Here is a 14,338-nt window from a genome sequence, read left to right on the forward strand (position 1 = left end):
GCGCGGGCTCATCGACCAAACGAGGTCACCAGGAGATCCGCGATCGCCTCGAGACACTGCGCGCCGATCTCTGCGGTCGATCCATGCGGATCACCGATGATCCCGTTGTGCGTGATCGACTTGATGCCATTCCTCCACATGGACTGAAGCTGCTCTTCAGACAGCGCGCCGCGGTACCCTGCTTCGAACCGGTCCAGCCGCACGCTATCGGGACGGAGCCACATCATCAGCGAGGTCTCCGCGATGTCGGCGTGCCCGCCGACCGCATCGGGGTCGCCGCCGGCATCCCCGACGGCGCTTCGCCACCGGTCGATCCAGGCAATTGCGTCGCAGAACGCGTCGATCTCGACGTTTGGCGGAACTGCACGCCGCAACCGCGGAAGCATGTCACGCAGGACAGGAAAGTTTCCGATATGTCCGGAGAACAACAGGATCCGCCTGAAACCATGCCGGGCAAGACTTGTGCAGTAGTCCAGGCAGATGGCCTCGAACGTCTCCGGTCGAAGGGAGATCGTCCCGGGAAAGACAAGATGGTGGGCCGAACAGCCGACCTTGATTGTCGGAGCGATCAGGGCAGAGCCGAAGAGCCGCGCCAGTTTTGCCGCGAGCGCCTCCGCGTGATCGGCATCCATGCACAGCGGAAGATGCGGCCCATGCTGCTCGACAGCGCCGCACGGTATCAAGACCGTCGAATATCCCCGAGCCAGGGCGGCCGACACCGCCTCGAAGCTCATGAGCTCCAGGCGGATTTCTTCAGGGGACGTCAGTTCAGCCATTCATGCCTTCCTTGCATTCTTCGACAGGAAGCGGGCGCGTGCATCTGCCGAGCTATCGCCGGTCAAATAGGCGCCGAGATCTTCGATCGTCATCGCCTCAAGCGAAGCGTCATCCATCTGCCCGGTCAAGTTCAACGAACGCTTGATGGCAGCGAAGAGCTTCGGTTCCTTCCCACGAAGCTGCCGGCAGATCTCCACGGCACGGACCAGCACATTCTCGGTGGTTGTGACCTCGCTGACCGCTCCGATGACGAGCGCTTTCCGCGCATCGACCAGCTCACCGCAGTAAAGCAATGCCTGCGCTTCCCGAATCCCCAGCTTCCGAACGGCTTGCCGCATTCCCTTGGCCGCAGGCAGGAGACCGTGGTTGATCTCGGGAAACCCGACCATGCAGGCGTGGTCCGCGACGACGTAATCGGCGTACAGCAGGAATTCCAGCGCACCTCCGACCGCATAACCGCGGACGGCACATACGAGCGGGCCCGGATATCGCTCCATCTCGCACAGAAGCGCGTGGAAGTCCCGCATGCGGGGTCGGGAAACCTCGATGCCGGCGACTTCCTTGATGTCGCCACCCGCGCTGAAGAAGCGATCGCCTGCGCCGGTCAGGACGATACCCGGTGGTGACGCGTGAGCGGACAGCTCGCGAATCGCGTCCAGCAAGCGCTTGACCAGTCCATTGTTCAAGGCATTCGCCGGCGGCCGGTTCATGGTCATCGTGACCATGTCGAGGTCGCGCTCGACGAGAAGGGGATCGTCGTTCTCCATGGGAGCAGCCTATGTGGCGCGCCACGGAATTGGTTGCCATACAGCGCATCGGCATCGGCGCCCGTCGGCACAAATCGCCGCTGCGGCACGGGATCGCAGCACGATCTGCTTGATGTTGTCCGGGTTCCGCGCCGGGCGGATCAACTACATTCCAAGATATGCGCGTTGGATCTCGGCGTTGCTCAACAATTCACCGCTCGGCCCGTGCAGCACGATCGAGCCGTTCTCCAAGACGTAGCCGCGATTGCTCAACGCCAGGGATTTCGCGACGTTCTGCTCGACCAGCAGCACGGTGATCCCCTGCTCGTGCAAGGACCTCACGACGCCGAACATCACGTCCGTCAGCGCGGGCGAGAGACCGATCGACGGCTCGTCGAACATGACGATTTCGGGCTTCGCCATCATCGCGCGTCCGATGGCCAGCATCTGCTGCTCGCCGCCCGACAGCGTCCCGGCAAGCTGCCGCCTGCGCTCCCGCAGCCTCTCAAACAATCGATAGACAACGTCCAGCGTCTCGAGCTGAGTGGTCTTCGCGCGCTTCAGCGCTGCCCCCAACAGTAAATTCTCTTCGACTGAAAGGCTTCCAAAGATCTGCCGGCCTTCGGCGACCTGCGCAATGCCGCGCTCGCAGATCTCCCACGGCGGCATACCAGTGATATCGACGCCGTTCATCTTCACGACGCCGGCCGAAGATGGAACGATTCCTGCAATCGATCTGATCAGCGAGGTCTTCCCTGCACCGTTCGCACCGATGACACAGATCAACTCGCCCTTGCAGATCTGCAGGGAGACACCGTTCAGGGCATTCGAGCCGTCGTAGGCGACACAAAGGCCGTCGATCGATAGCAGCGCCCCGTCACGCATGGAAACCCGCTCCCAGATAGCTCTCAAGCACCCTCGGGTCCATGGCCACCTCGCTGGGGCTTCCTTCGGCGATCTTGGCGCCGTGATGAAGCACCACGACACGCGAGGCGACCTCCATCACGATCCGCATGACGTGCTCGACGAGCAGGATCGTCAGTCCGGCTTCGGCGAGCCTCTGCAATACGCGAACAACGCCAGCGGCTTCGGTGGGGCGGAGGCCCGCCATCACCTCGTCGAGCAGCAGCAGCTTGGGTCGGGTGGACAGCGCCTTGGCGGCTTCCAGCATTTTCCGATCCGGCAGCGTCAGCTGGTCCGTCCGCGCATCGGCCTTGCCGGCAAGCCCAACGCTTTCGAGCGACTCGTATGCCGTCGACCTGGCCTCGTTGACATTCGTGGTCCAGCTGAAGGCGCCGACCATGGCGTTCTCGAGCACGGACATATCGCGCATCGGCCGCACGATCTGAAATGTCCGCGCAATACCCATCCTGCAGACAAGTTCGGGTGGCGTGTTCTCGATCGGGCGCCCCTCGAAGAACACCTGCCCACCGGTCGGCCGCAAGGCGCCCGCAACGAGATTGAAGCAGGTGGTCTTCCCCGCGCCGTTCGGCCCGATCAGCGCGGTGATACGTCCGGCTTCCAGTGCGAAGCTGACATTGTTCACCGCGACCAATCCGCCGAACGATTTGGAGAGCTGCTTCACATCGAGCAAGGCGGTCATTCTTCGGCCTTCCTCGGTTGCGGCAGCCAGACCCGGGACGGCGGCCGGATTGCCTTGGAGAGCCGCACCATCGCCGGCCAGATGCCGTCGGGCAGGAACCAGACGACCAGCACCAGCACGATGCCGTAGGCAATATTGTTCAGTCCCGGGATCCGGAGACTGTCGCCGAGCGCACCCATCAGATGGTTCAGGGGTATGGCCGCAAGCGACCCGACCAGCGGACCAAACGTCGTGCCCAGCCCGCCGACCACGGGCCCGATCAGGACGTCGACGGAGGGCCCCATGCCCATGATCGAATCCGGGAAGATCGATCCCTGCACCAGCGCCAGAATTCCGCCACCCACCGCCGCGGTCGCCGCCGATATCGCGATCACGAGGATCTTATGCCGGAATGTGCGGACGCCGAGCGCGCGCGCAGCCTGCTCGTCGTCTCGCATCGCTCGCCAGACATATCCGAGATACGATCGCGAGATCAGCTCGGTTCCCACGATGCCGAGTGCCGCCAGGGCTAGCGCGACAAAGTAATAGAAGCGCGCATCGCCCCGCAGCATCGCGAACTCGATCGCATTCGTCGGCGCGGGAAAGAACAGCCCCTGCATGGCGCCAACGAATTCCCAGCCGCTGAACATGATCCTGGCGAATTCGGCGGCGGCGATCGTCAGCAGCGCGAAATAGATTCCACGCACTTCGAACCGGAAGCTCAGCCACGCCAGCACCGCGCCGGCACATCCGGCGATGAACATGCCAAGCAGGAGGCCGATCCACGGAGAGATACCGTACTTCACGTCGAGCACGGCGACTGAATAGGCTCCAAGGGCGACAAAGAGGGCATGACCGATCGACAGTTGCCCGCCGATCCCCAGCATCAGATTCCAGGATTGGCCGAGGAACGTGAACAGCAACACGATCGTCATCAACGAGATCAGGTACGGATTTGCCAGGGCGCCGGCCACGGCAAGGATGGCGAAGACCATTGCTCCGGCAAGCCACGGCTTGATGTCGGGCGCCCCTTCAAATCTCTTTTGCACCAAAAAAACCTCTCGGACGGAAAATCAGAATAATGATCAGGAGCGCATAAGGCAGCGCCGTCTTCATCGACGGCGAGAATGTCAGCGCTGCAATTGCCTCAGCGACGCCGATCAGCAGGCCGCCCAACAGCGCGCCGCTGAAGCTGCCGAGACCGCCGACGATCACCGTCACGAACGCCAGCAGGGTGAAGTCGACGGCCAGATAGGGTTGCGCGTCGAACAGGGGAGATATCAACGCGCCGGCGACACCCGCGCAGGCCGCGCCGATGCCGAAGGTCACCGCATAGACTCGAGGGATGTTCAAGCCGACGACCAGGCCGCCCAACCGGTTGTCCGCGGCCGCCCGCAACGACCGGCCGAACGATGAAAACTTGAGATAGGCCCCCAACAGCGTGATGAGCAGGCCTGCGGTTGCCGCTGCCTGCAGCCTCGCCAGATCCAGCGTCACGGGGCCGAGCGATACGGTGTGAAACGACAGCTGCGAGGCGGTGGGACGCGGATCCGGCCCGAACGTCACCAGCAACACGCCGGTGAAGAGCAGCGACAGGCCGATGAAGACGATGAATTGGTAATGATGCGGCCGGTTGACGAACCGCTTCACGAGCAGGGTCTCCAGGAGATATCCGAAGACGAACATCACGACCGCCGCGACCGCCGCCGCGACGATGACCGGAACGGCCCAGAGGCGGACGGCCCAATAACCGATGTAGACGCCGAACACGACCATCTCACCGTGCGCGAAATTGACGACCCGCATGACGCCAAAGATGATCGTCAGACCGAGCGCCACGAGCCCGTAGACCAGACCGAGCAAGACGCCACTCGCGAGAACATTGAGCCAGAGTGACAGCATGGATGGTTACCGGCGCTTGGGCACGGTGAATTCGCCGTTCACGTAGACGAGAGGTTCGCGGTCGGCGTTCGTCGCCTGCGCGACCACCTCGCCGACGAAGATCGTGTGACTGCCGGCGTCGTATGAATCGGACACGCGGCAATCAAAGCTGCAGATCGCCTCGACGAGACTCGGCGCGCCCGTCGCGAGTTCGCGCCACAGGCCTTCGCTGAAGCGAATGTCGCCCTTGCTTCCGTCCTGGCCTGCGAATTTCTGAGCCAGCGCAGCGTGATCCGAGGTGAGGATATTCCAGCAGAACGATCCGCTCTGCTTGATCGTATCGTGAGCGCCGGCCGACTTGTTGACGCAAACGAGCACGCTCGATGGCTCGGTCGACACCGAGCAACCGGCCGTCAATGTCAGACCGTGCCTGCCCGGCCGCGCGCCGGTCGTCACGATCGACACGGCGCCCGGGACGTTGCGCATGGCGCTGCGGAACTCCGCGCTGCTGAACGCCGGGATTTGCTGACTGGGCATGGGAGAGACTCGGAGGTTCATGGTGGATTGCCCTGATACATGGAGCCGAAGTTGTCGGGTGATTTGCGGCCTACATGGCCGCGGCCTGAAAGAGCTGGATCGTGTTGTGCTGAGGGTCCTTGAGATGGGCGACCCGGCCATGGGCGCCCATGTCCCTGATGTCGCCAAGCACCTCAGCCCCTTGCGCCCGCGCGCGATCGAGAGCCAGTTCGAGGTCATCCACCTCGAAGACGAGGACGGCATTGCGGGTTGGTTCAGATACGGATTCCGCCGGGCTCGCGACACAGAGAGCGGCCTTCTCTCCTGCGAATTGAATCCATTTGTCGCGGTCGGCAAAGCGGATCGTCAATCCGAGGGCTTCGTAGAACCCCGCCAGCTCTTCGGGCTCGACGGCAGTCAGATAGACGTGCTTGAGCTTCACTTTCTCGCTCCCGATTCCGAATGGGCCGTCGATCCACGATCTCCGCAGACTTCGATCGTCGCGCGATAGTCACGCCGCTTGCCCGGCATTAATGCTCGAACAATCGGCCGCGCCCGTCGTCGCGCAGCATTTTGTGCCGGGACATGGCGGCCTTGGTGTCGTTGCTCACCAGCCGCGGGGAGATTGACCGTTTTTCGATACAAGTCGTCGTTTTGTCGAAATTCCCACGGTCGCGACTGCGGCTAGCATCGCTGTCATGGAGATGTCACCGCGCGAGATAACGCGCGGGACCGGGCCTCGATGAAGCCACAGCTTGCCAGGGAGAAATCGAAATGACGACGACCGCTCTGGACAGGATCGACATCAAGATTCTGAATGAACTGCAGCAGAACGCCGGCTTGACCAATGTCGAGCTTGCCTCGCGCGTCAACCTCTCACCGTCGCCTTGCCTCGCCCGCGTCCGCACGCTCGAGAAACTCGGGGTGATCGATCGGCGAATTGCCGTGCTGGATCCGGCAGTCGTCGGGATCGGCGTGACCGCGTTCATCCAGGTCAAGCTCGAGAAGCAGGTCCAGCTCTCACTTGAGAATTTCACGCGCGCAGTCGATCGCCTCAGCCAGGTGATGGAATGTTACCTGATGACCGGCGACAGCGATTATCTTCTGCGCGTGATGGTGTCCGACATCGACGCGCTTGAAGACCTCATCGTCAACAAGCTCTCACGCATACAAGGCGTGACCAGCATTCGGTCGAACCTGGCGTTGAAGCGAATTTCTCACAAGACGGTACTGCCTATCGACTCCAATCAACCTGTTCAAATCAAGTCACCCGGTCCGGCTGCCAGGCGCACCGAGAGGCTGGCAACGCCACACTACGACCCAGCCGTCCAGGCGCGGATCGACGGCGGCATGTGCATCGAGACGTCGCGCGCGCTCGACCACAATGCGGCCAGCTTCTAGCGACCGGGCAGCCCTTGTTGGTTCCGGGCCCCGATAGCGGCCGCACCTTTCCCAGGGGCAGCGTGTCCCCCTTCAGGGTTCGGCAAGGTGTTCTCCGGTGCGAGCATCGAACACGTCGGGGCGGCTCAGGCAATCGCTTCAGCTCGGCCTCGTGGCATGGATGCACGGTCGTTCTCGCCGTGCCAGCGGTCGCCACCTGGCCATCTTGGCGGGTCCCTGCGGATCGCGCGAAATCGTAGCCTGGCGTGTACGATCGTACAAATGGCGGAGAGAGTGGGATTCGAACCCACGGTACGGTTTCCCGCACACACGCTTTCCAAGCGTGCGCCTTAAGCCACTCGGCCATCTCTCCGGGAGGCTTCTCTTGAAGGGCTCAGCCGCATTTTGCAAGGGAGCGCGCGGTCGGCGCGCTAAATTTCCCCAATAGATTGAAAATATTAGGTAAATTGGCCACGGCATCAGTCGCGCGTCGCAGTTTTGCTGGCTGTCGCGCGCGGTTTTGGCCCGTAGCCGGTCAGAGACCGGCGCAAATCAATCCCGACAGCCGAACGACCCGCCCTTCGTCATTCCCAAGCGCGTAAACCTCCGCAGCTTGGGAATGACGGGCAGGTCGCGTGTCGCGGCCCATGCCGCCGATTTGCCCAAACGGCACAAGCCTCCAAATGCGCGGGTGATGACACCGTAGGCAGGCACAACGCCGTGCGCCTTGCCCATCCCGCCATGCGATCGCTGCTCGCTCAGTGATAGCGTGCGGCAAAATCCGCGGTGCGGCGCGGCCACAGGGTCGGTGGCTCCGGCAGCGCCGCGTTTCCCGCACCATGCGTATCCTGCAGCGCCTCGATGAAGTCGGCGAACCATTGCTGGATGGTGCCGCCGTTGAGCTTCTCCATCATCGCTTCCCAGCGCATCCGTCGCTCGGTCAGCGGCATCGCGAGCGCCGTTGCGAGGGTGCGCGCCATGCCGTCAATGTCGTGCGGATTGACCAGCAGCGCGGCGTCGAGCTCGTTCGCCGCGCCGGCGAATTTCGACAGCACCAGCACGCCGGGGTCGGCCGGATTCTGGGCTGCGACGTATTCCTTGGCGACGAGGTTCATGCCGTCCTGCAGCGGCGTCACGACGCCGACCTGCGCGGTGCGATAGAGCCCCGCGAGCACGCCCTGGCCAAAGCCCTTGTTGAGGTAGCGGATCGGGGTCCAGTCCACCTCGCCATGCACGCCGTTGACGTCGGTGACGAGCTTCGCCACCTCGCTCGCGAGATTGCCGTAGGCCTCGATCGCGCCGCGCGACGGCGTTGCGATCTGCAGCAGCGACACCGAACGTTTCAGCGCCGGGTGCAGCGTCCACATCTTGTCGAACGCCTTGATGCGATTGACGAGCCCCTTGGAATAGTCGAGCCGATCGACGCCGATCGCGAGCTTCTCGCCGTTGAGGCTGCGCCGCAGCCGCGTCACGTCGGGATGCGTCATCGCCTTGGTGGCTTGCTGCGCGAACTTGCCGGGATCGATGCCGATCGGGAACACCGCGGCACGGGTGCGGCCGAACGGCGAATTGACGACGCCGTCGCGCACCTCGAACGCGAGATCGTTCTGCACATAGCTCAGGAAGTTCTCGCAATCCTCGTCGGTCTGGAAGCCGATCAGGTCATAGGACAGCATCGCCTCGATCAGCTCGCGATGATTGGGCACGCCCGCGATCACCGCGCGCGCCGGCCACGGCGTGTGCAGGAAGAAGCCGATCGGCTGCGTGACGCCGAGATCGCGCAGCTCGGCACCGAGCGCGAGAAAATGATAGTCCTGGATCCAGAACACGGAATCAGGCTTGCGGAAGCGCAGCAATGCGCGCGCCATGAACGCATTCACTTCGCGATAGCTCGTGTAGTCATCGTGCGAGGCGCGAATCAGATCGGCGCGCGAATGCATCGCCGGCCACAGCGCGGAATTTGCAAAGCCTTCGTAATAGCCGCCGTAATGCGCCGCCGGCAGATCGAGCATCGCCAGCGCGCCCGCGCCGAGAGCTTCGACTTCTGCAAAAGGTTCCTTGTGGTTCCCGTCGCGGACACGTCCGCTGGAACCAACCCATATTGCCCCTGTCTTTTCCACCACCGGCAACAATGCCGCAGCCAGCCCCCCCGTCATGGGTTCATTGGGTTTTCCGCGCGAGACGCGGTTCGATACGACGACGAGGTTCACCAGGTCCCCTCCTGTTGGTCAACTCGCGTATTAACAACCATTCATCAAGATGGTTCCGGATCAAACAATCTCCAAATTGAAACCAAATTCTGGCGCGCGCTTAAGGAACTTGCGGGAACTCGCGAAAAAGAAAAATTCGCGCGAACAGCTGCTCACGACGCGAAACAACCGCATTCGATTCGACGCGATGCAGATGATTTGGTTAGGACAGACTGACGTCCCTATCGTCGAGCAGCTGCGCAAGGAATGCACGCACATCGCTCGGCCCGTCGAAATGCCCGGCGACGCCGATCGCGCGGCGGCCGACGGAGAATGCGAGACCGTTGAAATCAGGCATGATCGCAAACACCGTCTCATCGGTGACGTCGTCGCCGATGAAGAACGGGCGACGTCCCTTGAACGGTTCATGGGTCATCAGCTCGAGCACGCCGGTCGCCTTGGTGAAGCCGGAATGCTTGATCTCGCAGACGCTCTTGCCTGGCAGCACCTCGATCGGCGCATTCGGCAGCTCGGCGCGGATCAGCGACACCGCTTCATAGATCGCCTTCTCCGCGGCCGGTGCCAGCCGATAATGCAGCGCCAGCGAATAGCCCTTGTCCTCGAGCAGAATGCCGGGACTGAGCTTGGCGATCGCAGCAAGGCGGCGCTTCAATTCCTTGTCGAGCGGCGGCGCGTGCGCGGCGACCGCCTCGCTGTCCGGCTGCAGCCGCATCTCGGCGCCGTGGCCGCCAATCGCAGGAAACGTGTCCGGCGCGAAGATCAGGTCGATGTCGTTGAGCGACCGGCCAGAGACCAGCGCCAGCGCACCACCGGTGCGCTCATGCAATTGCTTCAGCGTCGTCGCCAGCTCCGGCGGTACCCAGACCTCGCGCGGCGTCGGCGCGAAATCGAGCAGCGTGCCATCGATATCGAGCAGCACCGCAGTGCGATCCAGCGGTGGAATCAGCGCTGCCGGCGCCGGCACGCTGCCGGTCGTCGCGTCAGGGGTGATGTCATCATCCAGGGGCATTTCGGCCACATCATGCTTCGTCATAGTTTACTCCACAAATGCCAATGGCCGTGCGACAGATTCGAGCGATTTTCGTTCGGCCGCGACGGCATAGCGCCATGCAACGGCTGCGGCGACCAACATGAGTGCCGACCCCAGCAGGTAGCCGGCGAACACGCTGTTGCGCGAACCGGTGTCGATCAGCACGCCGAACAGCGCCGGTCCGATCACGCCGCCGATGCCGGTGCCGACAGCATAGAAGACCGCGATCGCGAGCGCGCGGACCTCCAGCGGAAACGTCTCGCTCACGGTCAGATAGGCGGCGCTCGCCGCCGGCGAGGCGAAGAAGAAGATCACCATCCAGGCGATGGTCTGGGTCTGCGCGCTGAACACGCCGATCGAGAACAGATAGCCGGACACCGCAAGCAGCACACCCGACACGCCGTAGGTCAGCGCGATCATGGTGCGGCGGCCCACTGTGTCGAACAAGCGTCCGAGCAGCAGCGGCCCCAGGAAATTTCCGGCGGCGAAGGGAAGAATGTACCAGCCGACATTGCTGGCGGCGACGCCGAAGAAATCGGTCAGGATCAGCGCGAAAGTGAAGAAGATCGCATTGTAGAAGAATGCTTGCGCGGCCATCAGCGTGAGCCCGACCAGCGAGCGCTGCCGGTAGGTGGAGAACAGCGTCACCGCGACCTCGCGCAATGGCGTGTGATCGCGCATCCGGAGCTTGATCTTCTCGAAGCCCTCGCTCGGCTGTTCGTGACCGAGCACTGAGGTCTCGATGTCGGCGACGATCTTGTGAGCCTGTTCGGGGCGTCCGTGGATCATCAGCCAGCGCGGGCTTTCCGGAATCCACATCCGCATCAGCAACACGACAAGGCCGAGCACCGCTCCGGTGAAATAGGCAATCCGCCAGCCATGATCCGGCGCCAGGAACGCAGGATCGAGCAGGACGATGGCGCTCAGCGCACCGATCGCGGCGCCGATCCAGAAGCTGCCGTTGATGACGAGATCGGTCCAGCCGCGATAGCGCGCCGGTACCAGTTCCTGGATGGTCGAATTGATCGCGGTGTATTCGCCGCCGATGCCGGCGCCGGTGAGGAAGCGAAACAGCGCGTAGCTCGCGACATTCCACGACAGCGCGGTCGCGGCCGTTGCCGAGAGATACAGCGCGAGCGTGATGAAGAACAGCTTCTTGCGGCCGATCCGGTCGGTGAGCCAACCGAAGCCGAGCGCGCCGAGCACTGCGCCCGCGAGATAGGCGCTGCTGGCAAGCCCGACATCGGCGTTGGAGAAGCTCATCGTCGGGCTCTCCTTCAGGGCACCCGACAGCGCGCCGGCGAGCGTCACTTCGAGCCCGTCGAGAATCCAAGTAATGCCGAGCGCCAGCACGACACGGGTGTGAAAGCCGCTCCAGCTGAGATTGTCGAGACGAACCGGAATCGAGGTCTCGATGACGCGGTCGCCGCTCTGCGCAGCCGGCGACGCGGTCTTGTCTGTCGCTGTCGCAGAGCTCACTTGCTGCAAGTTCATCCGAATCGACCAATGAGAAAATCCCTGGAACGATACGTTCCAAGGTTCTCCCTCCTAGGATTGCGGCAAACAGAGTGCCCGCCACGCGATATCAACGCCGCAGGCCGGCAAGGGTTCCCGCGATGCGGGACGGCGGGGACAATCGCCGGGCCACTGAAAACACTTCGAGCGGAATTGTTGTTGTCGTCCCGGCGCAGGCCGGGACCCATACGCCGCGGCCATCGGAAGGGGCAAGCGGCTAGTTGTCCATACACCAACGACCAGCGGTGGTTATGGGTCCCGGCCTGCGCCGGGACGACGATGATGGAGAGACCAACGCGTCCGCTTACGCCGCGCGGATGTTCGCCATGAAGCGGTCGAGCTCCTCGCGCAGCCGCGAACTCTCGACCGACAGCGAACGTGCCGAATTCAGCACCTCTTCGGAGGCGGCCCCGGTCTCGGTGGCGCCGCGATTGACCTGGGTGACGCTGGAGGCGGCTTCCTGGGTGCCCTGTGCGACGTTCTGCACGCTGCGCGCGATCTCCTGCGTGGCCGCGCTCTGCTGCTCGACCGAGCTCGCGATATTGGTCGCGATCCCGGAGATCTGCCCGATCGTGCCGCCGATCTCCTTGATCGCGGCGACCGATTCCTGCGTCGCGGCCTGCATGCCCGAAATGTGGGTGGAAATCTCGTCGGTGGCCTTCGCGGTCTGGCTCGCCAGCGACTTCACTTCCGATGCGACCACCGCGAAGCCGCGGCCGGCATCGCCGGCGCGCGCGGCTTCGATGGTGGCGTTCAGCGCCAGGAGGTTGGTCTGCTCGGCGATCGCGGTAATCAGCTTGACGACGTCACCGATCTCCTGCGCGGCGCGCGAGAGCTTGCCGATCCGCGCATCGGTCTGCTCGGCCTGACGCACGGCTGAGTCGGCGATCTGGCTGGATTCCTTGGCGCGGCGGCCGATCTCGTCGACCGACGCCGACAGCTCCTCGGTCGCTGATGCCACCGACTGCATGTTGCTGGAGGCCTCCTCGGAGGCGCCGGCGACCTGGCTCGACAGGTTCTGCGTGGTCTCCGCGGTCCGGGTCAGCGTACCGGCTGCGGATTCGAGCTGCACGGCGGACGCCGACACGTTGGAGACGATCGAGCCGACGGCGGATTCGAATTCGTCGGCGAAACGAATGAGCTCGTTGCGCCGCGCGGTGGCGCTCGCCTTGTTCTGCGCCTCCTGGGTCGCGGCATCGCGCTCGGCCTTGGCGACCGCCTGGACCTTGAACTCCTCGACCGCGCCGGCCATCTCGCCGAGCTCGTCGCGACGGCCGAGGCCCGGCAGCACGACATCGAAATTGCCTGCAGCGAGCTCGCGCATCGCCGCGCACATCGCCGCGATCGGCCGCGAAATCCCCTTGCCGAGCAGGAACGCCCACACCAGTCCGAGCACGAAGCTGCCCGCGGCGAGCATCAGGATCAGCTGCTCGGTCTCGCCGATCATGGCGTGCGATTCGGTCTCGAGCCGCTTCTGGTCGGCGAGCAAATCGGACTTCATCGCCGCGGCGCCCTGGCTGATGGCGGCCGCGGATTCCGTCATCTCGACGGTCAATTCGTCGATCGACTTGGCATTCGCGATCAGCTTGGCGAGCGCCTCGCGGTACTCTTCGAGCAGGCCGGCGATGTCCTTCACACCCTGGGTGATCCGCTCGTTCTGCGAGGTGATTCCCTTCACCAGATTATCGGCGAATTTCAACCGGGCCAGCGCGCTGGAGGCGACGGTCTTGTCGCCGTTGACGACGAAGGTGTTGACCGCCCCGGTGATCGACTGCAGCTGGTCGGACACCTTCTTGGCGCCAAACTGGATCGACTGCAGCTCGGAGTCGTCGGCATTGCTCGGCAGATCGTCGAGCTTGTAGCGCATCGCGGTCGCGCTGCGGACCAGTTTGTTCTGCGCGGTCTGCGCGCTGTCGTCCTTGATGCGGACGATCTCGGCAAAGATCTTGGTGAAGGCGCGGAATTCGCGCTCCAGCCTGGTGACCTGCTCGAGCCGGGCCGGATTGGTGGTGCCCTTCATCGACGCCACGATGGCGTCCTTCAGGCTGGCCTCGGCGGCGAGCGCGGCCTTGGCGTCGTCCTCCTTGCCGGTCCCGACGTAATAGCGTGCCAGCGAACGGTAGGAGATCAGTTCACGATCGATGTTGCGGGCGAGATCGGCTTCCGCGACGCTCTGGCGGTAGGAGCCGACGCCGGCGGAGACCCGCTCGAAGCCCATATAGGCAAAGCCCATGGTGGCAGCCGACAGGGCCAAGGTGACGGCAAAGCCGAGCATGATCTTGGCGCGGAATCTGAGGGTTGGGAGCCTGATCGACAGCGATCGCTTGAGTCCCGGCATTCCCACCCCCGTCTTCATTCTGAAAACCACGCGGGGTCCGGCAGCGACCCGCCACCTCAGACCCCGGAGGGCAAAACTAAGGCAAAATCAATAAGGCCCGGTAAATGGGCAGCCGCCACCGGGTTCGGCACGCTACTACCTTGGTCGGGCTGGCTGGGTCGGTAAGGTGATTGACGCGCGGGTCCTGCCCGATAGTTTAGAACCGATCAAACCTGTCCCTGCCCGGGCCAGGACAACACATCGGGAGGTGTCCCATGTCATCGCGTCGAACGGCGCCGTTGGCGCCTGCGGCGAGCGTAGCTGCCGGTGAACTGACCCGGCCAATGACATTCCCCCTCACGACCTAGACTATTAAAGGCAGGC

Annotated in this window: 13 protein-coding genes and 1 tRNA gene; 1 reads left to right on the forward strand and 13 read right to left on the reverse strand. The window is 63.5% G+C overall.

What is annotated here, in order from left to right; translation table 11 throughout:
- Positions 1 to 8: 8 nt before the first annotated feature.
- The 8 genes from BRSPCE3_RS30695 to BRSPCE3_RS30730 form a co-directional block, all read right to left on the reverse strand.
- Positions 9 to 776 (reverse strand): creatininase family protein, encoded by a 768-nt coding sequence (locus tag BRSPCE3_RS30695; RefSeq protein ID WP_244070077.1) that lies wholly within the window; start codon positions 774 to 776, stop codon positions 9 to 11.
- A complete protein-coding gene (locus tag BRSPCE3_RS30700; protein WP_244070078.1) occupies positions 777 to 1,544 on the reverse strand; it encodes an enoyl-CoA hydratase/isomerase family protein in 768 nt (255 codons plus the stop codon).
- Positions 1,545 to 1,688: 144 nt separating this feature from the next.
- A complete protein-coding gene (locus BRSPCE3_RS30705) occupies positions 1,689 to 2,408 on the reverse strand; it encodes an ABC transporter ATP-binding protein (RefSeq protein ID WP_244070079.1) in 720 nt (239 codons plus the stop codon).
- A complete protein-coding gene (locus tag BRSPCE3_RS30710; RefSeq protein ID WP_244070080.1) occupies positions 2,401 to 3,126 on the reverse strand; it encodes an ABC transporter ATP-binding protein in 726 nt (241 codons plus the stop codon). The genes BRSPCE3_RS30705 and BRSPCE3_RS30710 overlap by 8 nt, the downstream gene beginning before the upstream one ends.
- Positions 3,123 to 4,154 carry a branched-chain amino acid ABC transporter permease gene (locus BRSPCE3_RS30715; RefSeq protein ID WP_244070081.1) on the reverse strand — a complete coding sequence of 344 codons (1,032 nt, stop codon included), beginning with the start codon at positions 4,152 to 4,154 and terminating at the stop codon, positions 3,123 to 3,125. Before BRSPCE3_RS30715 ends, BRSPCE3_RS30710 begins: the two co-directional genes overlap by 4 nt.
- Positions 4,138 to 5,007: a branched-chain amino acid ABC transporter permease gene (locus BRSPCE3_RS30720; protein WP_244070082.1), complete on the reverse strand. Its 870-nt coding sequence runs from the start codon at positions 5,005 to 5,007 to the stop codon at positions 4,138 to 4,140. The genes BRSPCE3_RS30715 and BRSPCE3_RS30720 overlap by 17 nt, the downstream gene beginning before the upstream one ends.
- Before the next feature lie 6 nt (positions 5,008 to 5,013).
- A complete protein-coding gene (locus tag BRSPCE3_RS30725) occupies positions 5,014 to 5,523 on the reverse strand; it encodes a flavin reductase family protein (protein ID WP_244070083.1) in 510 nt (169 codons plus the stop codon).
- A gap of 70 nt (positions 5,524 to 5,593) precedes the next feature.
- Entirely contained in the window at positions 5,594 to 5,944 is a 351-nt protein-coding gene (locus tag BRSPCE3_RS30730) for a VOC family protein (RefSeq protein ID WP_244070084.1), read from the reverse strand.
- A 332-nt stretch (positions 5,945 to 6,276) separates the two neighbouring features.
- Between BRSPCE3_RS30730 and BRSPCE3_RS30735 the strand changes: the two genes are divergently transcribed.
- Positions 6,277 to 6,903 (forward strand): Lrp/AsnC family transcriptional regulator, encoded by a 627-nt coding sequence (locus BRSPCE3_RS30735; RefSeq protein WP_244070085.1) that lies wholly within the window; start codon positions 6,277 to 6,279, stop codon positions 6,901 to 6,903.
- A 262-nt stretch (positions 6,904 to 7,165) separates the two neighbouring features.
- Here the strand turns inward: BRSPCE3_RS30735 and BRSPCE3_RS30740 are convergent.
- The 5 genes from BRSPCE3_RS30740 to BRSPCE3_RS30760 form a co-directional block, all read right to left on the reverse strand.
- Positions 7,166 to 7,255 (reverse strand) — tRNA-Ser (locus tag BRSPCE3_RS30740).
- Between the two features lie 385 nt (positions 7,256 to 7,640).
- The gene (locus BRSPCE3_RS30745; RefSeq protein ID WP_244070086.1) at positions 7,641 to 9,092 is read right to left on the reverse strand and encodes a trehalose-6-phosphate synthase; all 1,452 of its coding nucleotides are present in this window, start codon (positions 9,090 to 9,092) and stop codon (positions 7,641 to 7,643) included.
- Positions 9,093 to 9,294: 202 nt separating this feature from the next.
- On the reverse strand, positions 9,295 to 10,101 hold the full coding sequence (gene otsB, locus BRSPCE3_RS30750; protein WP_244070144.1) for a trehalose-phosphatase: 807 nt from the start codon (positions 10,099 to 10,101) through the stop codon (positions 9,295 to 9,297).
- Between the two features lie 27 nt (positions 10,102 to 10,128).
- Positions 10,129 to 11,616, reverse strand: a complete 1,488-nt coding sequence (locus BRSPCE3_RS30755; RefSeq protein WP_244070087.1) for an MFS transporter — start codon at positions 11,614 to 11,616, stop codon at positions 10,129 to 10,131.
- 325 nt (positions 11,617 to 11,941) lie between these two features.
- Positions 11,942 to 13,975: a methyl-accepting chemotaxis protein gene (locus BRSPCE3_RS30760; RefSeq protein WP_244070088.1), complete on the reverse strand. Its 2,034-nt coding sequence runs from the start codon at positions 13,973 to 13,975 to the stop codon at positions 11,942 to 11,944.
- Positions 13,976 to 14,338 lie beyond the last annotated feature (363 nt).

It is taken from the genome of Bradyrhizobium sp. Ce-3 (assembly GCF_022835695.1).
GTDB lineage: Bacteria > Pseudomonadota > Alphaproteobacteria > Rhizobiales > Xanthobacteraceae > Bradyrhizobium.

Coding starts and splice junctions, on each gene's coding strand:
- BRSPCE3_RS30760 (WP_244070088.1), bottom strand. CDS start 13,975: ATGCCGGGACTCAAGCGATCGCTGTCGATCAGGCTCCCAACCCTCAGA.
- BRSPCE3_RS30710 (WP_244070080.1), bottom strand. CDS start 3,126: ATGACCGCCTTGCTCGATGTGAAGCAGCTCTCCAAATCGTTCGGCGGA.
- BRSPCE3_RS30755 (WP_244070087.1), bottom strand. CDS start 11,616: ATGAACTTGCAGCAAGTGAGCTCTGCGACAGCGACAGACAAGACCGCG.
- BRSPCE3_RS30720 (WP_244070082.1), bottom strand. CDS start 5,007: ATGCTGTCACTCTGGCTCAATGTTCTCGCGAGTGGCGTCTTGCTCGGT.
- otsB (WP_244070144.1), bottom strand. CDS start 10,101: ATGCCCCTGGATGATGACATCACCCCTGACGCGACGACCGGCAGCGTG.
- BRSPCE3_RS30725 (WP_244070083.1), bottom strand. CDS start 5,523: ATGCCCAGTCAGCAAATCCCGGCGTTCAGCAGCGCGGAGTTCCGCAGC.
- BRSPCE3_RS30700 (WP_244070078.1), bottom strand. CDS start 1,544: ATGGAGAACGACGATCCCCTTCTCGTCGAGCGCGACCTCGACATGGTC.
- BRSPCE3_RS30695 (WP_244070077.1), bottom strand. CDS start 776: ATGGCTGAACTGACGTCCCCTGAAGAAATCCGCCTGGAGCTCATGAGC.
- BRSPCE3_RS30735 (WP_244070085.1), top strand. CDS start 6,277: ATGACGACGACCGCTCTGGACAGGATCGACATCAAGATTCTGAATGAA.
- BRSPCE3_RS30705 (WP_244070079.1), bottom strand. CDS start 2,408: ATGCGTGACGGGGCGCTGCTATCGATCGACGGCCTTTGTGTCGCCTAC.